The sequence below is a fragment of the Bradyrhizobium denitrificans genome, from assembly GCF_013179005.1.
GTDB lineage: Bacteria > Pseudomonadota > Alphaproteobacteria > Rhizobiales > Xanthobacteraceae > Bradyrhizobium > Bradyrhizobium denitrificans.
On sequence record NZ_JABFDP010000015.1, the window covers coordinates 91,292 to 105,672 of the forward strand.

15 protein-coding genes are annotated in these 14,381 nt (G+C 65.9%); 9 read left to right on the top strand and 6 right to left on the bottom strand.

Annotation, left to right across the window (positions count from 1 at the left end; translation table 11 throughout):
* Positions 1–2: 2 nt before the first annotated feature.
* The 6 genes from HL671_RS17995 to HL671_RS18020 all read left to right on the top strand — a co-directional run bounded on the left by HL671_RS17995 (position 3) and on the right by HL671_RS18020 (position 5,046).
* Positions 3–755, top strand: a complete 753-nt coding sequence (locus tag HL671_RS17995) for a metal ABC transporter ATP-binding protein (RefSeq protein WP_012041617.1) — start codon at positions 3–5, stop codon at positions 753–755.
* On the top strand, positions 755–1,624 hold the full coding sequence (locus HL671_RS18000; protein WP_041750386.1) for a metal ABC transporter permease: 870 nt from the start codon (positions 755–757) through the stop codon (positions 1,622–1,624). Before HL671_RS17995 ends, HL671_RS18000 begins: the two co-directional genes overlap by 1 nt.
* An 11-nt stretch (positions 1,625–1,635) precedes the next feature.
* Positions 1,636–2,511 (top strand): metal ABC transporter substrate-binding protein, encoded by an 876-nt coding sequence (locus HL671_RS18005; RefSeq protein WP_172237206.1) that lies wholly within the window; start codon positions 1,636–1,638, stop codon positions 2,509–2,511.
* 85 nt (positions 2,512–2,596) lie between these two features.
* Complete coding sequence (locus tag HL671_RS18010; RefSeq protein ID WP_012041620.1) at positions 2,597–3,634, top strand: CobW family GTP-binding protein; 1,038 nt, start codon at positions 2,597–2,599, stop codon at positions 3,632–3,634.
* The gene (locus tag HL671_RS18015) at positions 3,634–4,653 is read left to right on the top strand and encodes a WD40 repeat domain-containing protein (RefSeq protein WP_172237208.1); all 1,020 of its coding nucleotides are present in this window, start codon (positions 3,634–3,636) and stop codon (positions 4,651–4,653) included. The genes HL671_RS18010 and HL671_RS18015 overlap by 1 nt, the downstream gene beginning before the upstream one ends.
* Positions 4,654–4,737: 84 nt before the next feature.
* Positions 4,738–5,046: a hypothetical protein gene (locus tag HL671_RS18020; protein ID WP_172237210.1), complete on the top strand. Its 309-nt coding sequence runs from the start codon at positions 4,738–4,740 to the stop codon at positions 5,044–5,046.
* Positions 5,047–5,202: 156 nt separating this feature from the next.
* Here HL671_RS18020 and HL671_RS18025 read toward each other — a convergent pair whose 3' ends face one another.
* From HL671_RS18025 to HL671_RS18050, 6 genes are all read right to left on the bottom strand, one after another.
* Complete coding sequence (locus tag HL671_RS18025) at positions 5,203–6,627, bottom strand: homospermidine synthase (protein ID WP_012041623.1); 1,425 nt, start codon at positions 6,625–6,627, stop codon at positions 5,203–5,205.
* Between the two features lie 57 nt (positions 6,628–6,684).
* The gene (locus HL671_RS18030; RefSeq protein WP_012041624.1) at positions 6,685–7,074 is read right to left on the bottom strand and encodes a RidA family protein; all 390 of its coding nucleotides are present in this window, start codon (positions 7,072–7,074) and stop codon (positions 6,685–6,687) included.
* Positions 7,075–7,170: 96 nt separating this feature from the next.
* Positions 7,171–7,332, bottom strand: a complete 162-nt coding sequence (locus HL671_RS18035) for a hypothetical protein (protein ID WP_168167873.1) — start codon at positions 7,330–7,332, stop codon at positions 7,171–7,173.
* Positions 7,320–7,913 (bottom strand): GNAT family N-acetyltransferase, encoded by a 594-nt coding sequence (locus tag HL671_RS18040; protein ID WP_172237212.1) that lies wholly within the window; start codon positions 7,911–7,913, stop codon positions 7,320–7,322. The genes HL671_RS18035 and HL671_RS18040 overlap by 13 nt, the downstream gene beginning before the upstream one ends.
* Positions 7,914–8,106: 193 nt before the next feature.
* A complete protein-coding gene (locus HL671_RS18045) occupies positions 8,107–9,249 on the bottom strand; it encodes a type III PLP-dependent enzyme (RefSeq protein ID WP_012041626.1) in 1,143 nt (380 codons plus the stop codon).
* A 676-nt stretch (positions 9,250–9,925) separates the two neighbouring features.
* Positions 9,926–10,186 (bottom strand): hypothetical protein, encoded by a 261-nt coding sequence (locus tag HL671_RS18050; RefSeq protein WP_172237214.1) that lies wholly within the window; start codon positions 10,184–10,186, stop codon positions 9,926–9,928.
* Positions 10,187–10,317: 131 nt separating this feature from the next.
* Between HL671_RS18050 and HL671_RS18055 the strand changes: the two genes are divergently transcribed.
* The 3 genes from HL671_RS18055 to HL671_RS18065 are packed head-to-tail and all read left to right on the top strand — an operon-like array spanning position 10,318 to position 14,255.
* Positions 10,318–12,399, top strand: a complete 2,082-nt coding sequence (locus tag HL671_RS18055; protein WP_172237216.1) for a M3 family metallopeptidase — start codon at positions 10,318–10,320, stop codon at positions 12,397–12,399.
* Between the two features lie 18 nt (positions 12,400–12,417).
* Entirely contained in the window at positions 12,418–13,053 is a 636-nt protein-coding gene (locus HL671_RS18060) for a DUF1007 family protein (RefSeq protein WP_012041629.1), read from the top strand.
* Positions 13,050–14,255, top strand: coding sequence for a nickel/cobalt transporter (locus tag HL671_RS18065; protein WP_172237218.1), 1,206 nt, complete (start codon positions 13,050–13,052; stop codon positions 14,253–14,255). The genes HL671_RS18060 and HL671_RS18065 overlap by 4 nt, the downstream gene beginning before the upstream one ends.
* Positions 14,256–14,381 lie beyond the last annotated feature (126 nt).

A 14,381-nucleotide genomic window follows, 5' to 3' on the forward strand; every position in this document is an offset into this window, starting at 1 on the left:
CGATGATGGCTCAGCTGCAGTTTCGCGATCTCACTTTGGGCTATGACCGCCACCCGGCCGTGCACCATCTGTCCGGCGACGTCGCGCCGGGCGCGCTGCTCGCGGTCGTCGGACCCAACGGTGCCGGCAAATCAACCCTGTTTCGCGGTATTGTCGGACTGTTGAAGCCGCTGGCTGGCACCATCGCCGGTCTGAAGCCGCGCGAGATCGCCTATCTGCCGCAGATCGCCGACATCGATCGCAGCTTTCCGATTTCGGTGTTCGATTTCGTCAGCACCGGGCTGTGGCGCACCACCGGCATTTTCGGCGGGATCGGCGCCGCAGCGCGCCAGAAGATCGCGCAGGCGATCGCTGCGGTCGGCCTCACTGGCTTCGAGAGCCGCGGCATCGGTACGCTCTCAGGGGGACAGATGCAGCGGGTGCTGTTCGCGCGCGTGCTGCTGCAGGACGCCCGCGTGATTGTCCTGGATGAGCCGTTCAACGCGATGGATTCCAAGACATCAGCGGATCTGCTGCGGTTGATCGAGCATTGGCATGGCGAGCAGCGCACGGTGCTGGCGGCGCTGCATGACATGGACATGGTGCGCGCGCATTTCCCGCAGACCCTGCTGCTGGCGCGCGAGGCGGTGGCCTGGGGGCCGACGGCCGAGGTGCTGACCGCCGACAATCTCCTGCAGGCGCGCCGGATGTGCGAGGCCTTCGACGATACTGCGGCGACCTGTCAGCCGCAGCAGCGCTCCGCGCGGGCGGCCTGATGATCCGGCAGGCCCTGATCGATCCGTTCTCGGATTTCGAGTTCATGCGCCGCGCGCTGGCCGCCGTCATTGCGCTGTCGCTCGGCTCCGGCCCGATCGGTGTGTTCCTGATGCTCCGGCGCATGAGCCTGGTCGGTGACGCCATGGCGCATGCGATCCTGCCGGGCGCGGCCATCGGCTTTCTGCTGTCCGGGCTCAATCTGTTCGCGATGACCACCGGCGGCCTGATCGCCGGCTTTGCCGTGGCGCTGCTGTCGGGCCTGGTGTCGCGCTCGACCGGGCTCAAGGAGGATGCGTCGCTGGCGACCTTCTATCTCGCCTCGCTGGCGATCGGCGTCACCATCGTGTCCGTCAAGGGCACCAATATCGACCTGCTGCACGTCTTGTTCGGCAATATCCTGGCGATGGACGATCCGACGCTGTTGATGGTGGCGGGCAATGCCACGATCACTCTGCTCGTGCTCGCCGTGATCTATCGCCCGCTGGTGATCGAGAGCGTCGATCCCTTGTTTCTGCGCACGGTGAGCCGGGCCGGCGCGCCAGCGCATCTGATCTTTCTCGGCCTGATCGTGGTCAATCTCGTCAACGGCTTTCAGGCCCTCGGCACCCTGCTCGCGGTCGGCCTGATGATCCTGCCGGCCGGCATTGCGCGGTTCTGGTCACGCGACGTCACGCCGATGATCTGCATCGCGGTCGCCTCGGCGATCGTGTCCGGCTATATCGGGCTGGTGCTGTCGTTCCAGACCCGCATTCCCTCGGGGCCTGCGATCATCCTGGTCGCGTCGCTCCTCTATCTCGGCTCGGTGCTGTTTGGACGCGTTGGCGGCGTGCTTCCGCAGCTGTTTCCGGGACGTCACCTCGAAGCCTGAAGTTCATCGCCATGAAGCGCCTGTTGCCAGCCCTCAGCCTGTTCCTCGCTCTATTGCCCAGCGTCCCCGCATCAGCACAGACGCGGCCGAACGTCGTCACCAGCTTTTCGATCCTGGCCGACTTCGCCCGCCGGGTCGGCGGCGACAGGATCAGCGTGACGTCGCTGGTCGGGCCGGACAGCGACGCTCATGTCTATACGCCGACGCCTCATGATGCGAAGGACGTCGGCGCCGCGCGGCTTCTGATCGTCAACGGGCTCGGTCTCGAAGGCTGGCTGCCGCGCCTGCAGCAGGCCTCCGGCAGCAAGGCGCCGATCATCGTGGCCACACAGGGCATCACCCCGCGCAAGCGCGGCGCGGACGCCGATCCGCATGCCTGGCAGTCGGTCGGCAATGCCAGGGTCTATGTTCGGAATATTCTCGACGCCCTGGTTGCCGCCGATCCGGCCGATGCCGCCGTGTTCCAGGCCAATGCCGAGCGTTACCTGGCCGAACTCGACGCCCTCGACCAGGAGGTGCGCGCCGAAATCGGCAAGATCCCGCCGGAGCGGCGCAAGGTGATCTCCACGCACGACGCCTTCGGCTATTTCGCCGACGCCTACGGCATCCAGTTCATCGCCCCGCTGGGCGTCTCCACCGAGACCGAGCCCTCCGCCCGCGACGTGGCAGAGATCATCGTCCAGGTCAGGAAGGACAAGATTCCAGCGGTCTTCCTGGAGAATTTCAACGATGACCGGCTGGTCGGCCGCATTGCCGCCGAGACCGGGGCGAAGATCGGCGGCACGCTGTATTCGGATGCTCTGAGCGAGGAAAACGGCCCTGCACCCACTTACATTGCCATGGTCAGGCACAATATAAGGGCCCTGACGAGCGCGCTGGGCCGCTAGGCCCATTGGGGCCCTCCGGGCAGCGCGTCATAAGCCATTTTCGGCGGCGATCCATTCGACGGCGATCTTAGTTTTCGGAGTGAGCATGTCCGACGCGAGCAAGATTCCAGTGACGGTCCTGACCGGCTATCTCGGGGCCGGCAAGACCACGCTTTTGAACCGCATCCTCTCGGAAGACCACGGCAAGAAATACGCCGTCATCGTCAACGAATTCGGCGAGATCGGCATCGACAACGACCTCATCGTCGGCGCCGACGAGGAAGTGTTCGAGATGAACAATGGCTGCATCTGCTGCACCGTGCGCGGCGATCTCGTGCGCATCATCTCGGGCCTGATGCGGCGCAAGGGCAAGTTCGACGCCATCATCGTCGAGACCACGGGCCTCGCCGATCCGGCGCCGGTCGCGCAGACCTTCTTCGTCGACGAGGACGTGCAGAAGAACGCGCGGCTTGATGCTGTCGTGACGGTCGCCGATGCGAAATGGCTGTCGGACCGGCTCAAGGATGCGCCCGAGGCCAAGAACCAGATCGCCTTCGCCGACGTCATCGTGCTCAACAAGACCGACCTCGTCACCAAGCCGGAGTTGGCAGAGGTCGAGGCGCGCATCCGCGCCATCAACCCCTATGCAAGGCTGCATCGCACCGAGCGCTGCCAGATCGCGATCTCGGACGTGCTGGAGCGCGGCGCGTTCGATCTCGACCGCATCCTCGAGATCGAGCCGGAATTCCTCAACGCCGGCGACGATCACGATCATCACCATGATCACGACCACGGCCATGATCATCACCACCATCATGATCACGGCCTGAAGCACTATCATGATGAGGAGATGCAGTCGCTGTCGCTGCGCTCCGACAAGCCGCTCGATCCGTCGAAATTCATGCCCTGGCTGCAGAACCTGGTGCAGATCGAGGGCGGCAAGATCCTGCGCTCCAAGGGCATACTGGCGTTCCAGGACGATGACGACCGCTACGTCTTCCAGGGCGTGCACATGATGCTGGAAGGCGATCATCAGCGGAAGTGGAAGCCGGACGAGGTCCGCCAGAGCCGTGTCGTCTTCATCGGCCGTGAGCTGCCGGAAGACGCCATCCGCGAAGGCTTCGAGCGCTGCATCGTATCCTGATGAGCTCGTTCGATCAGGGCGGCGAGGCCGCATCCATCGTGTCCGTCACCGACAAGGTGAAGCCGGTCTCGCTCGGCATGGCCGTGACGGCCGTGCATTATCTCGGCGATCGCGCCGCCTTCGTCGGCACCGAGGAGACTATCGCTGTCGTCGATAGCGAGGGCGAGATCAGCAAGGTCGACGTCACAGGCGGCGGCATCCTGTCGGCGGTGTCGGACGGGTCGCGCATCCTGATCGGCGGCGATGACGGCAAGGTCACCGCGCTCGACAAGGCCGGCACCGTGAGCGTGCTCGCCACCGATCCGAAGCGTCGCTGGATCGACAATGTCGCGGTTCATCCCGATGGCGCGATCGCCTGGTCGGTCGGCAAGACCGCGTTCGTGCGTGCGCCGAAGGGCGAGGAGAAGTCACTCGAGGTGCCCTCGACCGCGGGCGGGTTGGCCTTCGCGCCGAAGGGCCTGCGGCTCGCGATCGCGCATTACAACGGTGCCACGCTGTGGTTTCCCAACATGGCGGGCGAGCCGGAATTTCTCGGCTGGGCCGGCTCGCACCACGCCGTCACCTTCAGCCCGGACAACAAATTCCTGGTCACGGCGATGCACGAGCCGGCGCTGCATGGCTGGCGGCTCGCGGACAGCCGCCATATGCGCATGACCGGCTATCCGTCGCGGGTGAAGTCGATGTCCTGGGGCAGCGGCGGCCGCTTTCTCGCGACCTCCGGGGCCGACGTGGTCATCCTGTGGCCGTTCGTCGGCAAGGACGGCCCGATGGGCAAGGAGCCGGCGATGCTGGCGCCGATGAAGGCCAAGGTCACCGCGGTCGCGTGTCATCCCAAGCAGGACATTCTCGCCTGCGGCTATGAGGACGGCACCGTGCTGATGGTGCGAATGCAGGACGGTGCCGAGATCCTGGTGCGGCGGAACGAGACGCCGCCGATCGCGGCGCTGGGCTGGAATGCGGCCGGAACCTGGCTGGCGTTCTCCGACGAGAGCGGCGAAGCCGGATTGCTGCGACTCTGATGGGGCATTGGGGCGCAGGCCCCAACGGAACCCCGCTCCGCTCTGGCCGTTGTTCCCCGCATCATAGGGTGCGGAGGACAGAAGATGGCCCCGATCAACAGCAAACGGACGTTGCGCAGAGACCTGCTGCTCGCAGCCGGCCTGCTCGGCCTGGGTGCGGTCGTGGCGATCATCTCCCTGACTGAGATCAAGGCCTATCATCTCGACCAGATGGCCCAGGCGACGCCTGAACCCTCGGCGACACCGGCCGAGTCCAAGCCCGGCGGCACGCGCCCGACCACGCCGGCGCCAGAGCCCGCGCGCCCCGATGTCGAAGCGCAAAAGGAAGGCGCCAAGCCTGCGCTGCCGCCCGCGCCAGCGGAGAAGGTCGCGCCGACGATGGAGCGGAAGTAGTTGGCCGCTGCGAGATGAGTGCTCGACAGGTCGCTCTCGACCTCAACGTCGTCATGCCCGGGCTTGACCCAGGGCATCCACGTCTTGCTTCTGCGCGGCCTCGTGGATGGCCGGGTCAAGCCCGGCCATGAGTAAAGGGTGTGGCCTTAGACTAAGTCACCGCACCAGGATGTTCCGGAACTGCCACGGATCCGAAGTGTCGATGTCTTCCGGGAACAGGCCGGGGCGGTCGTTCAGCGGGGTCCAGTCCGTGTAGTAGCCCTTCACCGGCCCGAGATAGGGCGTCTGGATCTCGAGGCAGCGGCGGAAGTCCATCTCGTCGGCTTCGACGATGCCGGCGGTCGGATTTTCCAGCGCCCACACCATGCCCGCGAGCACGGCTGACGACACCTGCAGGCCGGTCGCGTTCTGGTACGGCGCGATGCGGCGGGTTTCCTCGATCGACAGCTGCGAGCCGTACCAATAGGCGTTCTTGCCATGGCCATAGAGCAGCACGCCGAGCTCGTCGATGCCGTCGACGATCTCGTTCTCGTCGAGGATGTGCCACTTCTGCTGCATCTTGCCGGTGGCGCCGAAGATCTCGTGCAGCGACAGCACCGCGTCATTGGCCGGGTGATAGGCGTAATGGCAGGTCGGCCGGTACACCACCTTGTCACCGTCGCGCACGGTGTAATAGTCGGCGATCGAGATCGACTCGTTGTGGGTGACCAGGAAGCCATATTGCGCGCCCGGCGTCGGGCACCAGGAGCGGACGCGGGTGTTGGCGCCCGGCTGCAACAGATAGATGGCTGCGCCACAGCCCTCGGTGTGGCAGCGGCCGTTGTCCGGCATCCACTTTTCATGCGTGCCCCAGCCGAGCTCGGCCGGCTGCATGCCCTCGGAGACGAAGCCCTCGACCGACCAGGTGTTGACGAACACGTCCATCGGCTTCGGGTTCTTGGAGCGCTGGGTGTCGCGCTCGGCGATGTGGATGCCCTTGACGCCGAGCTTGTGCATCAGCTGCGCCCAGCCCTCGCGGCTCTTCGGCTCGACGATCTCGGTCTTGGTATCCTTGGCGATATCGAGCAGCGCCTGCTTGACGAACCAGGACACCATGCCGGGATTGGCGCCGCAGGTCGAGACGGCAGTGGTGCCGCCCGGGCTCTTGCGGCGCGCGGCGAGCAGCGTCTCGCGCAGCGCGTAGTTGGAGCGCTGCTCGACGCCCATCTGCTTGTCGAAATAGAAGCCGGCCCACGGCTCGACGACGGTGTCGATATAGAGCGCGCCGATCTCGCGGCACAGGGTCATGATGTCGACCGAGGAGGTGTCGACCGAGAGGTTGACGCAGAAGCCCTGGCCGCCGCCTGCTGTCAGCAGCGGCACCAGCAGCTCGCGGTAATTGTCGCGCGTCACGCCCTGCTGGATGAAGCGCACGCCGTGCTGCTTCGCCAGCGCGCCGTCGTCATGCGGATCGATGATGACGAACCGGCTCTTGTCGTACTCGAAATGGCGTTCGATCAGGGGCAGGGTGCCCTTGCCGATCGAGCCGAAGCCGATCATCACGATGGGGCCGGTGATCTTCGCGTGGATCTGCGAGCTCATGAATGGTTTCTCCGCGGAAGGTGCGTAGGATGGATGGATTCAGGCAGCGCACCGCCGTCAGCTGCTGCGCCGTTTGGCGGTGATTTCGATCTCGACCTTCATCTCCGGCTTCAGCAGCGCTGCGACGACCACCATCGTGGCGGCCGGCCGGATGTCGCCGAGGACCTCGCCGCAGACCGCGAAATGGGCATCGGCATCATTGACGTCGGTCAGGTAGTAAGTCGCGCGGACGATGTCGGCCATCTCGAATCCGGCCTCCTGCAAGGCGGCCGCGATGGTCTTGAAGCAGTTGCGTGACTGGCTCGTGACATCGGCCGGCATCGTCATCGTGCTGTAGTCATAACCGGTGGTGCCGGCGACGAAGGCGAAGTCGCCATCGACCACCGCGCGGCTGTAGCCGGCGGTCTTCTCGAACGGTGATCCGGTAGAGATCAGACGACGGGACATGGCGGACCTCGTGGGGGAATTTGTCGGGGTTTAAGAGCTTTTGCTGCACCTGCGCAACCCCTGGCGGGGCGGGCCGGGCGGCCGTTGCCGGAATGCCTAACGCAGCCGGGTGACGTCCGGTCCGGCGGGGGGACTGCTGGACCAGCGTCGCACCACGATGTCGCGGACGATCATGATCCCGAGCAGGATCAGGACGATCGTCGGCAACATCGTCCGCCGCCGCGGCGCCCGCCCGTCGCGGGCGGTCACGCCGCGCATGGGACCAGCCGCTCCTTGCGGCTGCGGCGGGCTTTCCGCTCAGGAGCTCCGGTGGCGACGATCATGCCGACCGCGCCGTCCAGCGCACCCTCGACCAGTTCGAGGCCGAGCAGGCGGGCGCGCTCGAACGCGCCGGGCAATTCGAGCTCGGCCGCCTTGGCCGCGTCGAAGCCGAAGCGGGCGTAGTAGGGCGCATCGCCGAGCAGGACCACGGCGCCATGGCCGCGTGAGGCCGCGATCATCAGCGCGGCGTTCATCAGCGCCGCGCCGACGCCCAGGCTGCGCGCCTCGGCCGCCACCGCCAGCGGCCCGAGCATCAGCGCATCGCGTCCGCCGGCGCTGACGTGCCACAACCGCAGCGTTCCCACCAGGACGCCGCCGCGCATCGCCGACAAAGCGAGGCCTGCTGCGGGCGCGCGTCCGTCGCGCAGGCGCTGGCAGGTGCGCTCATGGCGATTGTCGCCAAAGCAGGCATCCAGCAGCGCCTCGCGCGCCACGACGTCGGAGGCACGCTCGCTGCGGATCACGAACGCAGCGGCAGCCCGATTCGGCGCAGTCGTCGGAGAGCGAAAAGCGGTCATGGCACGTCAGTCCCCGGCCCGCGCCGCCGGGCGTGAGCCCGCGCGCAAGCACGTGATGTCAGGTTGAAGGTGATGATCTCTCGCTCCCTCCCCCGCTTGCGGGGGAGGGTCGGGGTGGGGGAAGCCCGCCCGAAGCTCGCTTCGTCTCACCCGCGCGCGGGTGGCGAAGGCAGCCAGATCAGATGTGACCAGATCAGATGTGATAGGTCTTCAGCGGGGGGATGCCGTTGAAGGCCACCGACGAGTAGGTCGACGTATAGGCACCGGTCCCTTCGATCAGCACCTTGTCACCGATCGAGAGCGTCACCGGCAACGGATACGGCAGCTTCTCGTACATCACGTCGGCCGAATCGCAGGTCGGGCCGGCGAGCACGCACGGGGTCATGTCCGCGCCGTCATGCGGGGTGCGGATGGCGTAGCGGATCGACTCGTCCATCGTCTCGGCGAGACCGCCGAACTTGCCGATGTCGAGATAGACCCAGCGCAGCTCGTCCTCGTCGCTCTTCCTCGAGATCAGCACCACTTCCGACTCGATAATCCCAGCATTGCCGACCATGCCGCGGCCCGGCTCGATGATCGTCTCCGGGATCTGGTTGCCGAAATGCTTGCGCAGCGCACGGAAGATCGAACGGCCGTACTGCACGACCGGCGGCACGTCCTTCAGGTACTTGGTCGGGAAGCCCCCGCCCATGTTGACCATCGAGAGATTGATGCCGCGTTCGGCGCAGTCGCGGAATACCGTCGAGGCCATCGCCAGCGCGCGGTCCCACGCCTTCACCTTGCGCTGCTGCGAGCCGACATGGAACGAGATGCCGCACGGCTCCAGGCCCAGGCGCTTCGCCAGGTCCAGCACCTCGACCGCCATCTCCGGATCGCAGCCGAACTTGCGCGACAGCGGCCACTCGGCGCCGGCGCAATCGTACAGGATGCGGCAGAACACCTTCGCGCCCGGCGCGGCGCGCGAAATCTTCTCCACCTCGGCGGCGCAGTCGACCGCGAACAGCCGAATGCCGAGCGCATAGGCGCGCGCGATATCCCGCTCCTTCTTGATGGTGTTGCCATAGGAGATGCGGTCCGGCGTCGCGCCCGCGGCCAGCGCCATCTCGATCTCGGCAACGGTCGCCGTGTCGAAGGAGGAGCCGAGCGAGGCGAGCAGCGACAGCACTTCCGGCGCCGGGTTGGCCTTGACCGCGTAGAACACACGGCTGTCCGGCAGCGCCTTGGCGAAGTTCATGTAGTTGTCGCGCACGACATCGAGATCGACAACGAGACAGGGCTCGTGGTCCAGACCTTCCTCGCGGCGGTTGCGCAGGAATTCCCGGATACGTTCGGTCATAGCACCCTCCAAACGGCCCGTTTGCGACGTGGCCCGTTCAAAATGATCCCGACACGGGTGCCTTGGCCCTGCCGCCCGATGGAAAGGCGACAAAACCTCGAACCCGTAGCCGAATTGTGCTGCCGTGGATTGGTTGGGAATTTCCCGCCCGCACACCTGGCAATGAAGGACAAGCCTTTTCAGTAGCCCGCGCCGGCGTTGGACTGCCGGTAGAGACCAAAAAAGCCCGATCCGTCGTTGCTTTAAGTCGCGTCCCCCGTTGAGAGCGGGGTGCGCCGGTTCGCCTCCGGCTGCCAGTCACGGTTGCAAAAGAGGAGGTGACCTTCAGCGGCATCTCTTGAGAGAGATGCTGGGCTCTTGGAGCATGACGATCTCGACCGAACTGATCTTGATCGCAACGATCCGAGGGCCCCTCGGTTCCTCATCCCTTGGCGGCTGTCCGGCCTCTTGTCCGGATACCTACCGACTGACACACGACCACAGGCACGTGCGAAATTGGGCAGAAGCGGAAATAAGCGTTTTGAATTTCGTTCGCAAGGAATTTTTCAGCGTCGGGATAGATTTCCCTAATGTGTGCTTACGCGACATGGACGCAGGGCCGATTGCTGAACGCGCGTTAAGCGAGCTTAAACTTTCGTAACGCGTTCACGCTTGCAGAACAGGGGTTTCGTGCAACTCACGCGCGCTTCGTGAAGGGCTCGACGCGCTGTGCACCGCGGATGAAGCCGATCATCACGAACACGCCGATGGCGAACAGAAGCGCCTGCAGAATGTGCGCGCCGGTGTCGCCGAGCCCGAACAGAATCGCGAGCGCCCAGCCGCCAGCGAAAGCCGCACCGAACACTTCGGCGCCGATCAGGATCGCCGCCGAGATGACGGTGATCACGCTCTGCCAGGCGATCTGGCGGCCGGCTTTGGAAGTGGTCTCTGCGCTCATGGTCCAGGGTCCTCTCGGGGGCCGCAATCTCTCCGAAATGGCCCGGCCCTTCAAGGGGAAATGACCCAAAAAGGACCGGCTCCATGATATGAGGGTGCATCGCACTTCCGGGAGAGGATGGACCCCAGCCGATGTCAGACACCGCCGCTGTGATCGACGCTCAGACCAACCCGCTGTTGATGGCCTGGGAGACTCCGCACCAGACACCACCCTTCGACGCGATCAGGCCCGAGCACTTCTTGCCGGCCTTCGAGCGCGCCTTTGCCGATCATACCGCCGAAATCACCGCGATGACCCACGATCCCGCGGAGCCGGACTTCGCCAACACCATCACGGCACTGGAGCGCTCGGGCAAGCTGCTGTCGAAGGTCGCGGCCGTGTTCTACGACCTCGTTTCGGCGCATTCCAACCCGGCGATCCTGGAGATCGACAAGGAGGTGTCGCTGCGGATGGCGCGGCACTGGAACCCGATCATGATGAACGCTGTGCTGTTTGGCCGCATCGCGCTGCTCTACGACAACCGCAAGACGCTGACGCTGACGAGCGAGGAGCAGCGGCTGCTCGAGCGCACCTACACCCGCTTCCGCCGCGCCGGCGCCGGCCTGAACGACGAGGCCAAGGCGCGCATGGCCGAAATCAACGAGCAGCTCGCCCAGCTCGGCACCTCCTTCAGCCATCACGTCCTCGGCGACGAGCAGGACTGGTTCCTGGAGCTCGGTGAGGACGACCGCGCCGGCCTCTCCGAGAGCTTCATCGCGGCCGCCAAGGCTGCGGCGGAGGAGCGCGGCATGCCAGGCAAGGCGATCGTGACCCTGTCGCGCTCCTCGGTCGAGCCCTTCCTGCAGAGCTCGGCGCGCCGCGACCTGCGCGAGAAGGTGTTCAAAGCGTTCACTGCCCGCGGCGACAACGGCAATTCCAACGACAACAACGCCGTCATCGGTGAGATCCTGGCGCTGCGCGAGGAAGCCGCCAAGATCATGGGCTTTCCGAACTTCGCCGCCTATCGGCTGGAGGACTCGATGGCGAAGACGCCGGAGGCCGTGCGCGGCCTGCTGGAGCGGGTCTGGAAGCCGGCCCGCGCCAAGGCGCTGGCCGACCGCGACCAGCTGCAGGAGATGATCACGGCCGAGGGCGGCAACTTCAAGCTCGAGGCCTGGGACTGGCGCTATTATGCCGAGAAGCTGCGCCAGGCGAAGGCGAACTTCGACGACGCGGCGATCAAGCCCTATTTGTCGCTCGACAACATGATCGCGGCCGCCTTCGACTGCGCCACGCGGCTGTTCGGCATCACCTTTGCCGAGCGCAGCGACATCCCGGTCTGGCACCCGGACGTGCGGGTCTGGGAGATCAAGGCGGCCGATGGCAGCCACAAGGCGCTGTTCTATGGCGACTACTTCGCCCGGCCGTCGAAGCGCTCCGGCGCCTGGATGACCTCGCTGCGCGACCAGCAGAAGCTCGACGGCGACATTGCGCCCTTGATCATCAACGTCTGCAACTTCGCCAAGGGCGCCGACGGCCAGCCGTCGCTGCTGTCGCCGGACGAAGCCCGCACCCTGTTCCACGAGTTCGGCCACGGCCTGCACGGCATCCTCTCCAACGTCACTTATCCTTCGCTGTCGGGCACCGCGGTCTTCACGGATTTCGTCGAGCTGCCGTCGCAGCTCTACGAGCACTGGCAGGAGCGCCCCGAGGTGCTGCAGACCTTCGCGCGCCATTACCAGACCGGCGAGCCGCTGCCGCAGGACCTGCTCGACCGCTTCCTGGCGGCGCGTCGCTTCAACCAGGGCTTTGCCACTGTCGAGTTCGTCTCCTCGGCCCTGATCGATTTGGAGTTCCACACCCAGCCCGCGGCGGCCTCGAAGGATGTGCGCGCCTTCGAGCAGGCCGAGCTGGAGAAGATCGGCATGCCCAAGGAGATCGCGTTGCGCCACCGGCCGACCCAATTCGGCCACATCTTCTCGGGAGACCATTATGCGGCGGGCTATTACAGCTACATGTGGTCGGAGGTGATGGATGCGGATGCCTTCGGTGCCTTCGAGGACGCCGGCAACATCTTCGACCCCGCGGTCGCCAAGCGGCTCCACGACAATGTCTATTCGTCGGGCGGCTCAGTCGATCCGGAAGCGGCCTATGTCGCCTTCCGCGGCCGGGAGCCCGAGCCGGATGCGCTGCTGCGCCGGCGCGGCCTGCTCGACGTTCCCAAGGCGGCTTGAGAGAGGCGGCAGGAGGTGATGGTGGTTGTTCGGAGACTGCTCGCCGTGGTTGCGCTCGTGGTGGGCGCAAGCGCGGCCCAAGCGCATCCGCATGTCTGGGTCACCGCGACCAGCGAGCTGCTTTATGCCGCCGACGGTGCGGTGACCGGCGTGCGGCACGCCTGGACGTTCGACGACATGTTCGCGACCTATGCGCTGCAGGGCCTCGAGACCAAGCAGAAGGGCGTCTACACCCGCGAGGAGCTGGCGCCGCTGGCGCAGACCAACGCCGAGTCGCTGAAGGAATATGCCTACTTCACGTTCATCAAGGCCGACGGCCGCAAGCAGAAGCTCGAAGACCCCGTCGACTACTACCTCGAATACAAGGACACCAAGCTGACCCTGCACTTCACCTTGCCGCTGAAGGCGCCGGTGAAGCCGAAGCAGCTCCAGGTCGAGGTGTACGATCCCAGCTATTTCATCGATTTCCAGATGGCGGAGAAGGATCCCGTCAAACTGGTGAGCGCGCCGAGCGGCTGCAAGCTCGGCCTGGTCCGGCCGAGCGACGGCGGTTCCGTCGCGCAGACGATGAACGAACAGACATTCCTGAGCGGCGGGGCGAACGCCAATTTCGGAATGAACTTCGCCAACAAGATCTCAGTGGAATGTCAATGACACCTCGCCCCAGCTACGCCCGACCGCTCCTGACCTGCGCCGCGCTCCTGTCAGTGCTCTTGTCAGTGCTCTTGGCCGCCGACGCCGCCTCGCATGCGCTGTTCGCCAAGTCCCCCTTCGGCGCGCCGGCGGGCGAGCCACAGGTCGGCGGCATCGTCGGCTGGCTGCTGGCCAAGCAGTCGGAGTTCTATCGGCAGATGTCGGGAGCGATCCGCTCCGCCAAGCAAGACGGTTCGGCGGTGTGGTGGCTGCTGGCGATCTCGTTTGCCTACGGCATCTTTCATGCGGCCGGGCCCGGCCACGGCAAGGCGGTGATCGCGTCCTATCTCGTCGCCAATCAGGAGACGGCCAGGCGCGGCATCGTGCTCTCATTCGCCTCGGGCCTGATGCAGGCGCTGGTCGCTGTCGCGATCGTCGGGATCGGTGCTGTCCTGCTCAACGCCACCGCGGCCACCATGTGCAGCGCCGAGAAGGTGGTGGAGATCGCCAGCTACGGCCTGATCGCGCTGCTCGGCGCCCGTCTGGTCTGGGTCAAGGGCGCCGCGTTCCTGCGCACCTGGCAGCCGCCGGCCCCCGCGCTCGCGCTGGCCGGCGCACCCGCTGCTGCCGTGGCGCATGCCCATGACCATGGCCACGCGCATGATCACCAGCATCGCGCGCATCTTCATGATCGTCACGGGCATGATCATCATGGTCATGATCATCATGGCCACGATCACCACGGGCATCATCATCACGATCATGCGCAGACGGTGGCGCAGGCTCATGTCCACCACCATCACGTCCATCACGATCACGTCCATGGCGACGATTGCGGCTGCGGTCATTCCCACGGGCCCGCGCCGAGCGAGCTCGCCGGCCCTGGCGGCTGGCAGCGCGGCTTCCAGGCGATCTTCGCCGCCGGCATCCGTCCCTGCTCGGGCGCGATCCTGGTGCTGGTGTTCGCGCTGGCGCAGGGCATGTTCTGGGCCGGCGTCGCCGCCACGATCCTGATGGGCATGGGCACGGCGGTGACGGTCGCGACCATCGCCGTGATCGCCGTCGCCGCCAAGGACGTCGCCCGCCGTCTCAGCGCCGGCCGCGAGGGCGGCGGCGCCCTGATCATGCGCGGCCTCGAATTCGGGGCCGCCGGCCTCGTCCTGCTGTTCGGCGCAGGCTTGTTGCTGGGTTACATGGCCGCGGAACGCGCCACCTGCTTCTGAGCGGCGCGGGCTTCACAGCCTTGGTCCACACAATCGCCTCGGCGTACGGGATGCCCCGCCTGCGCACGTGATGACAGCGGTGGAGGCGGTCCAGTTCGCGCTAAACCAATGGTGTCGTCCCGGGCA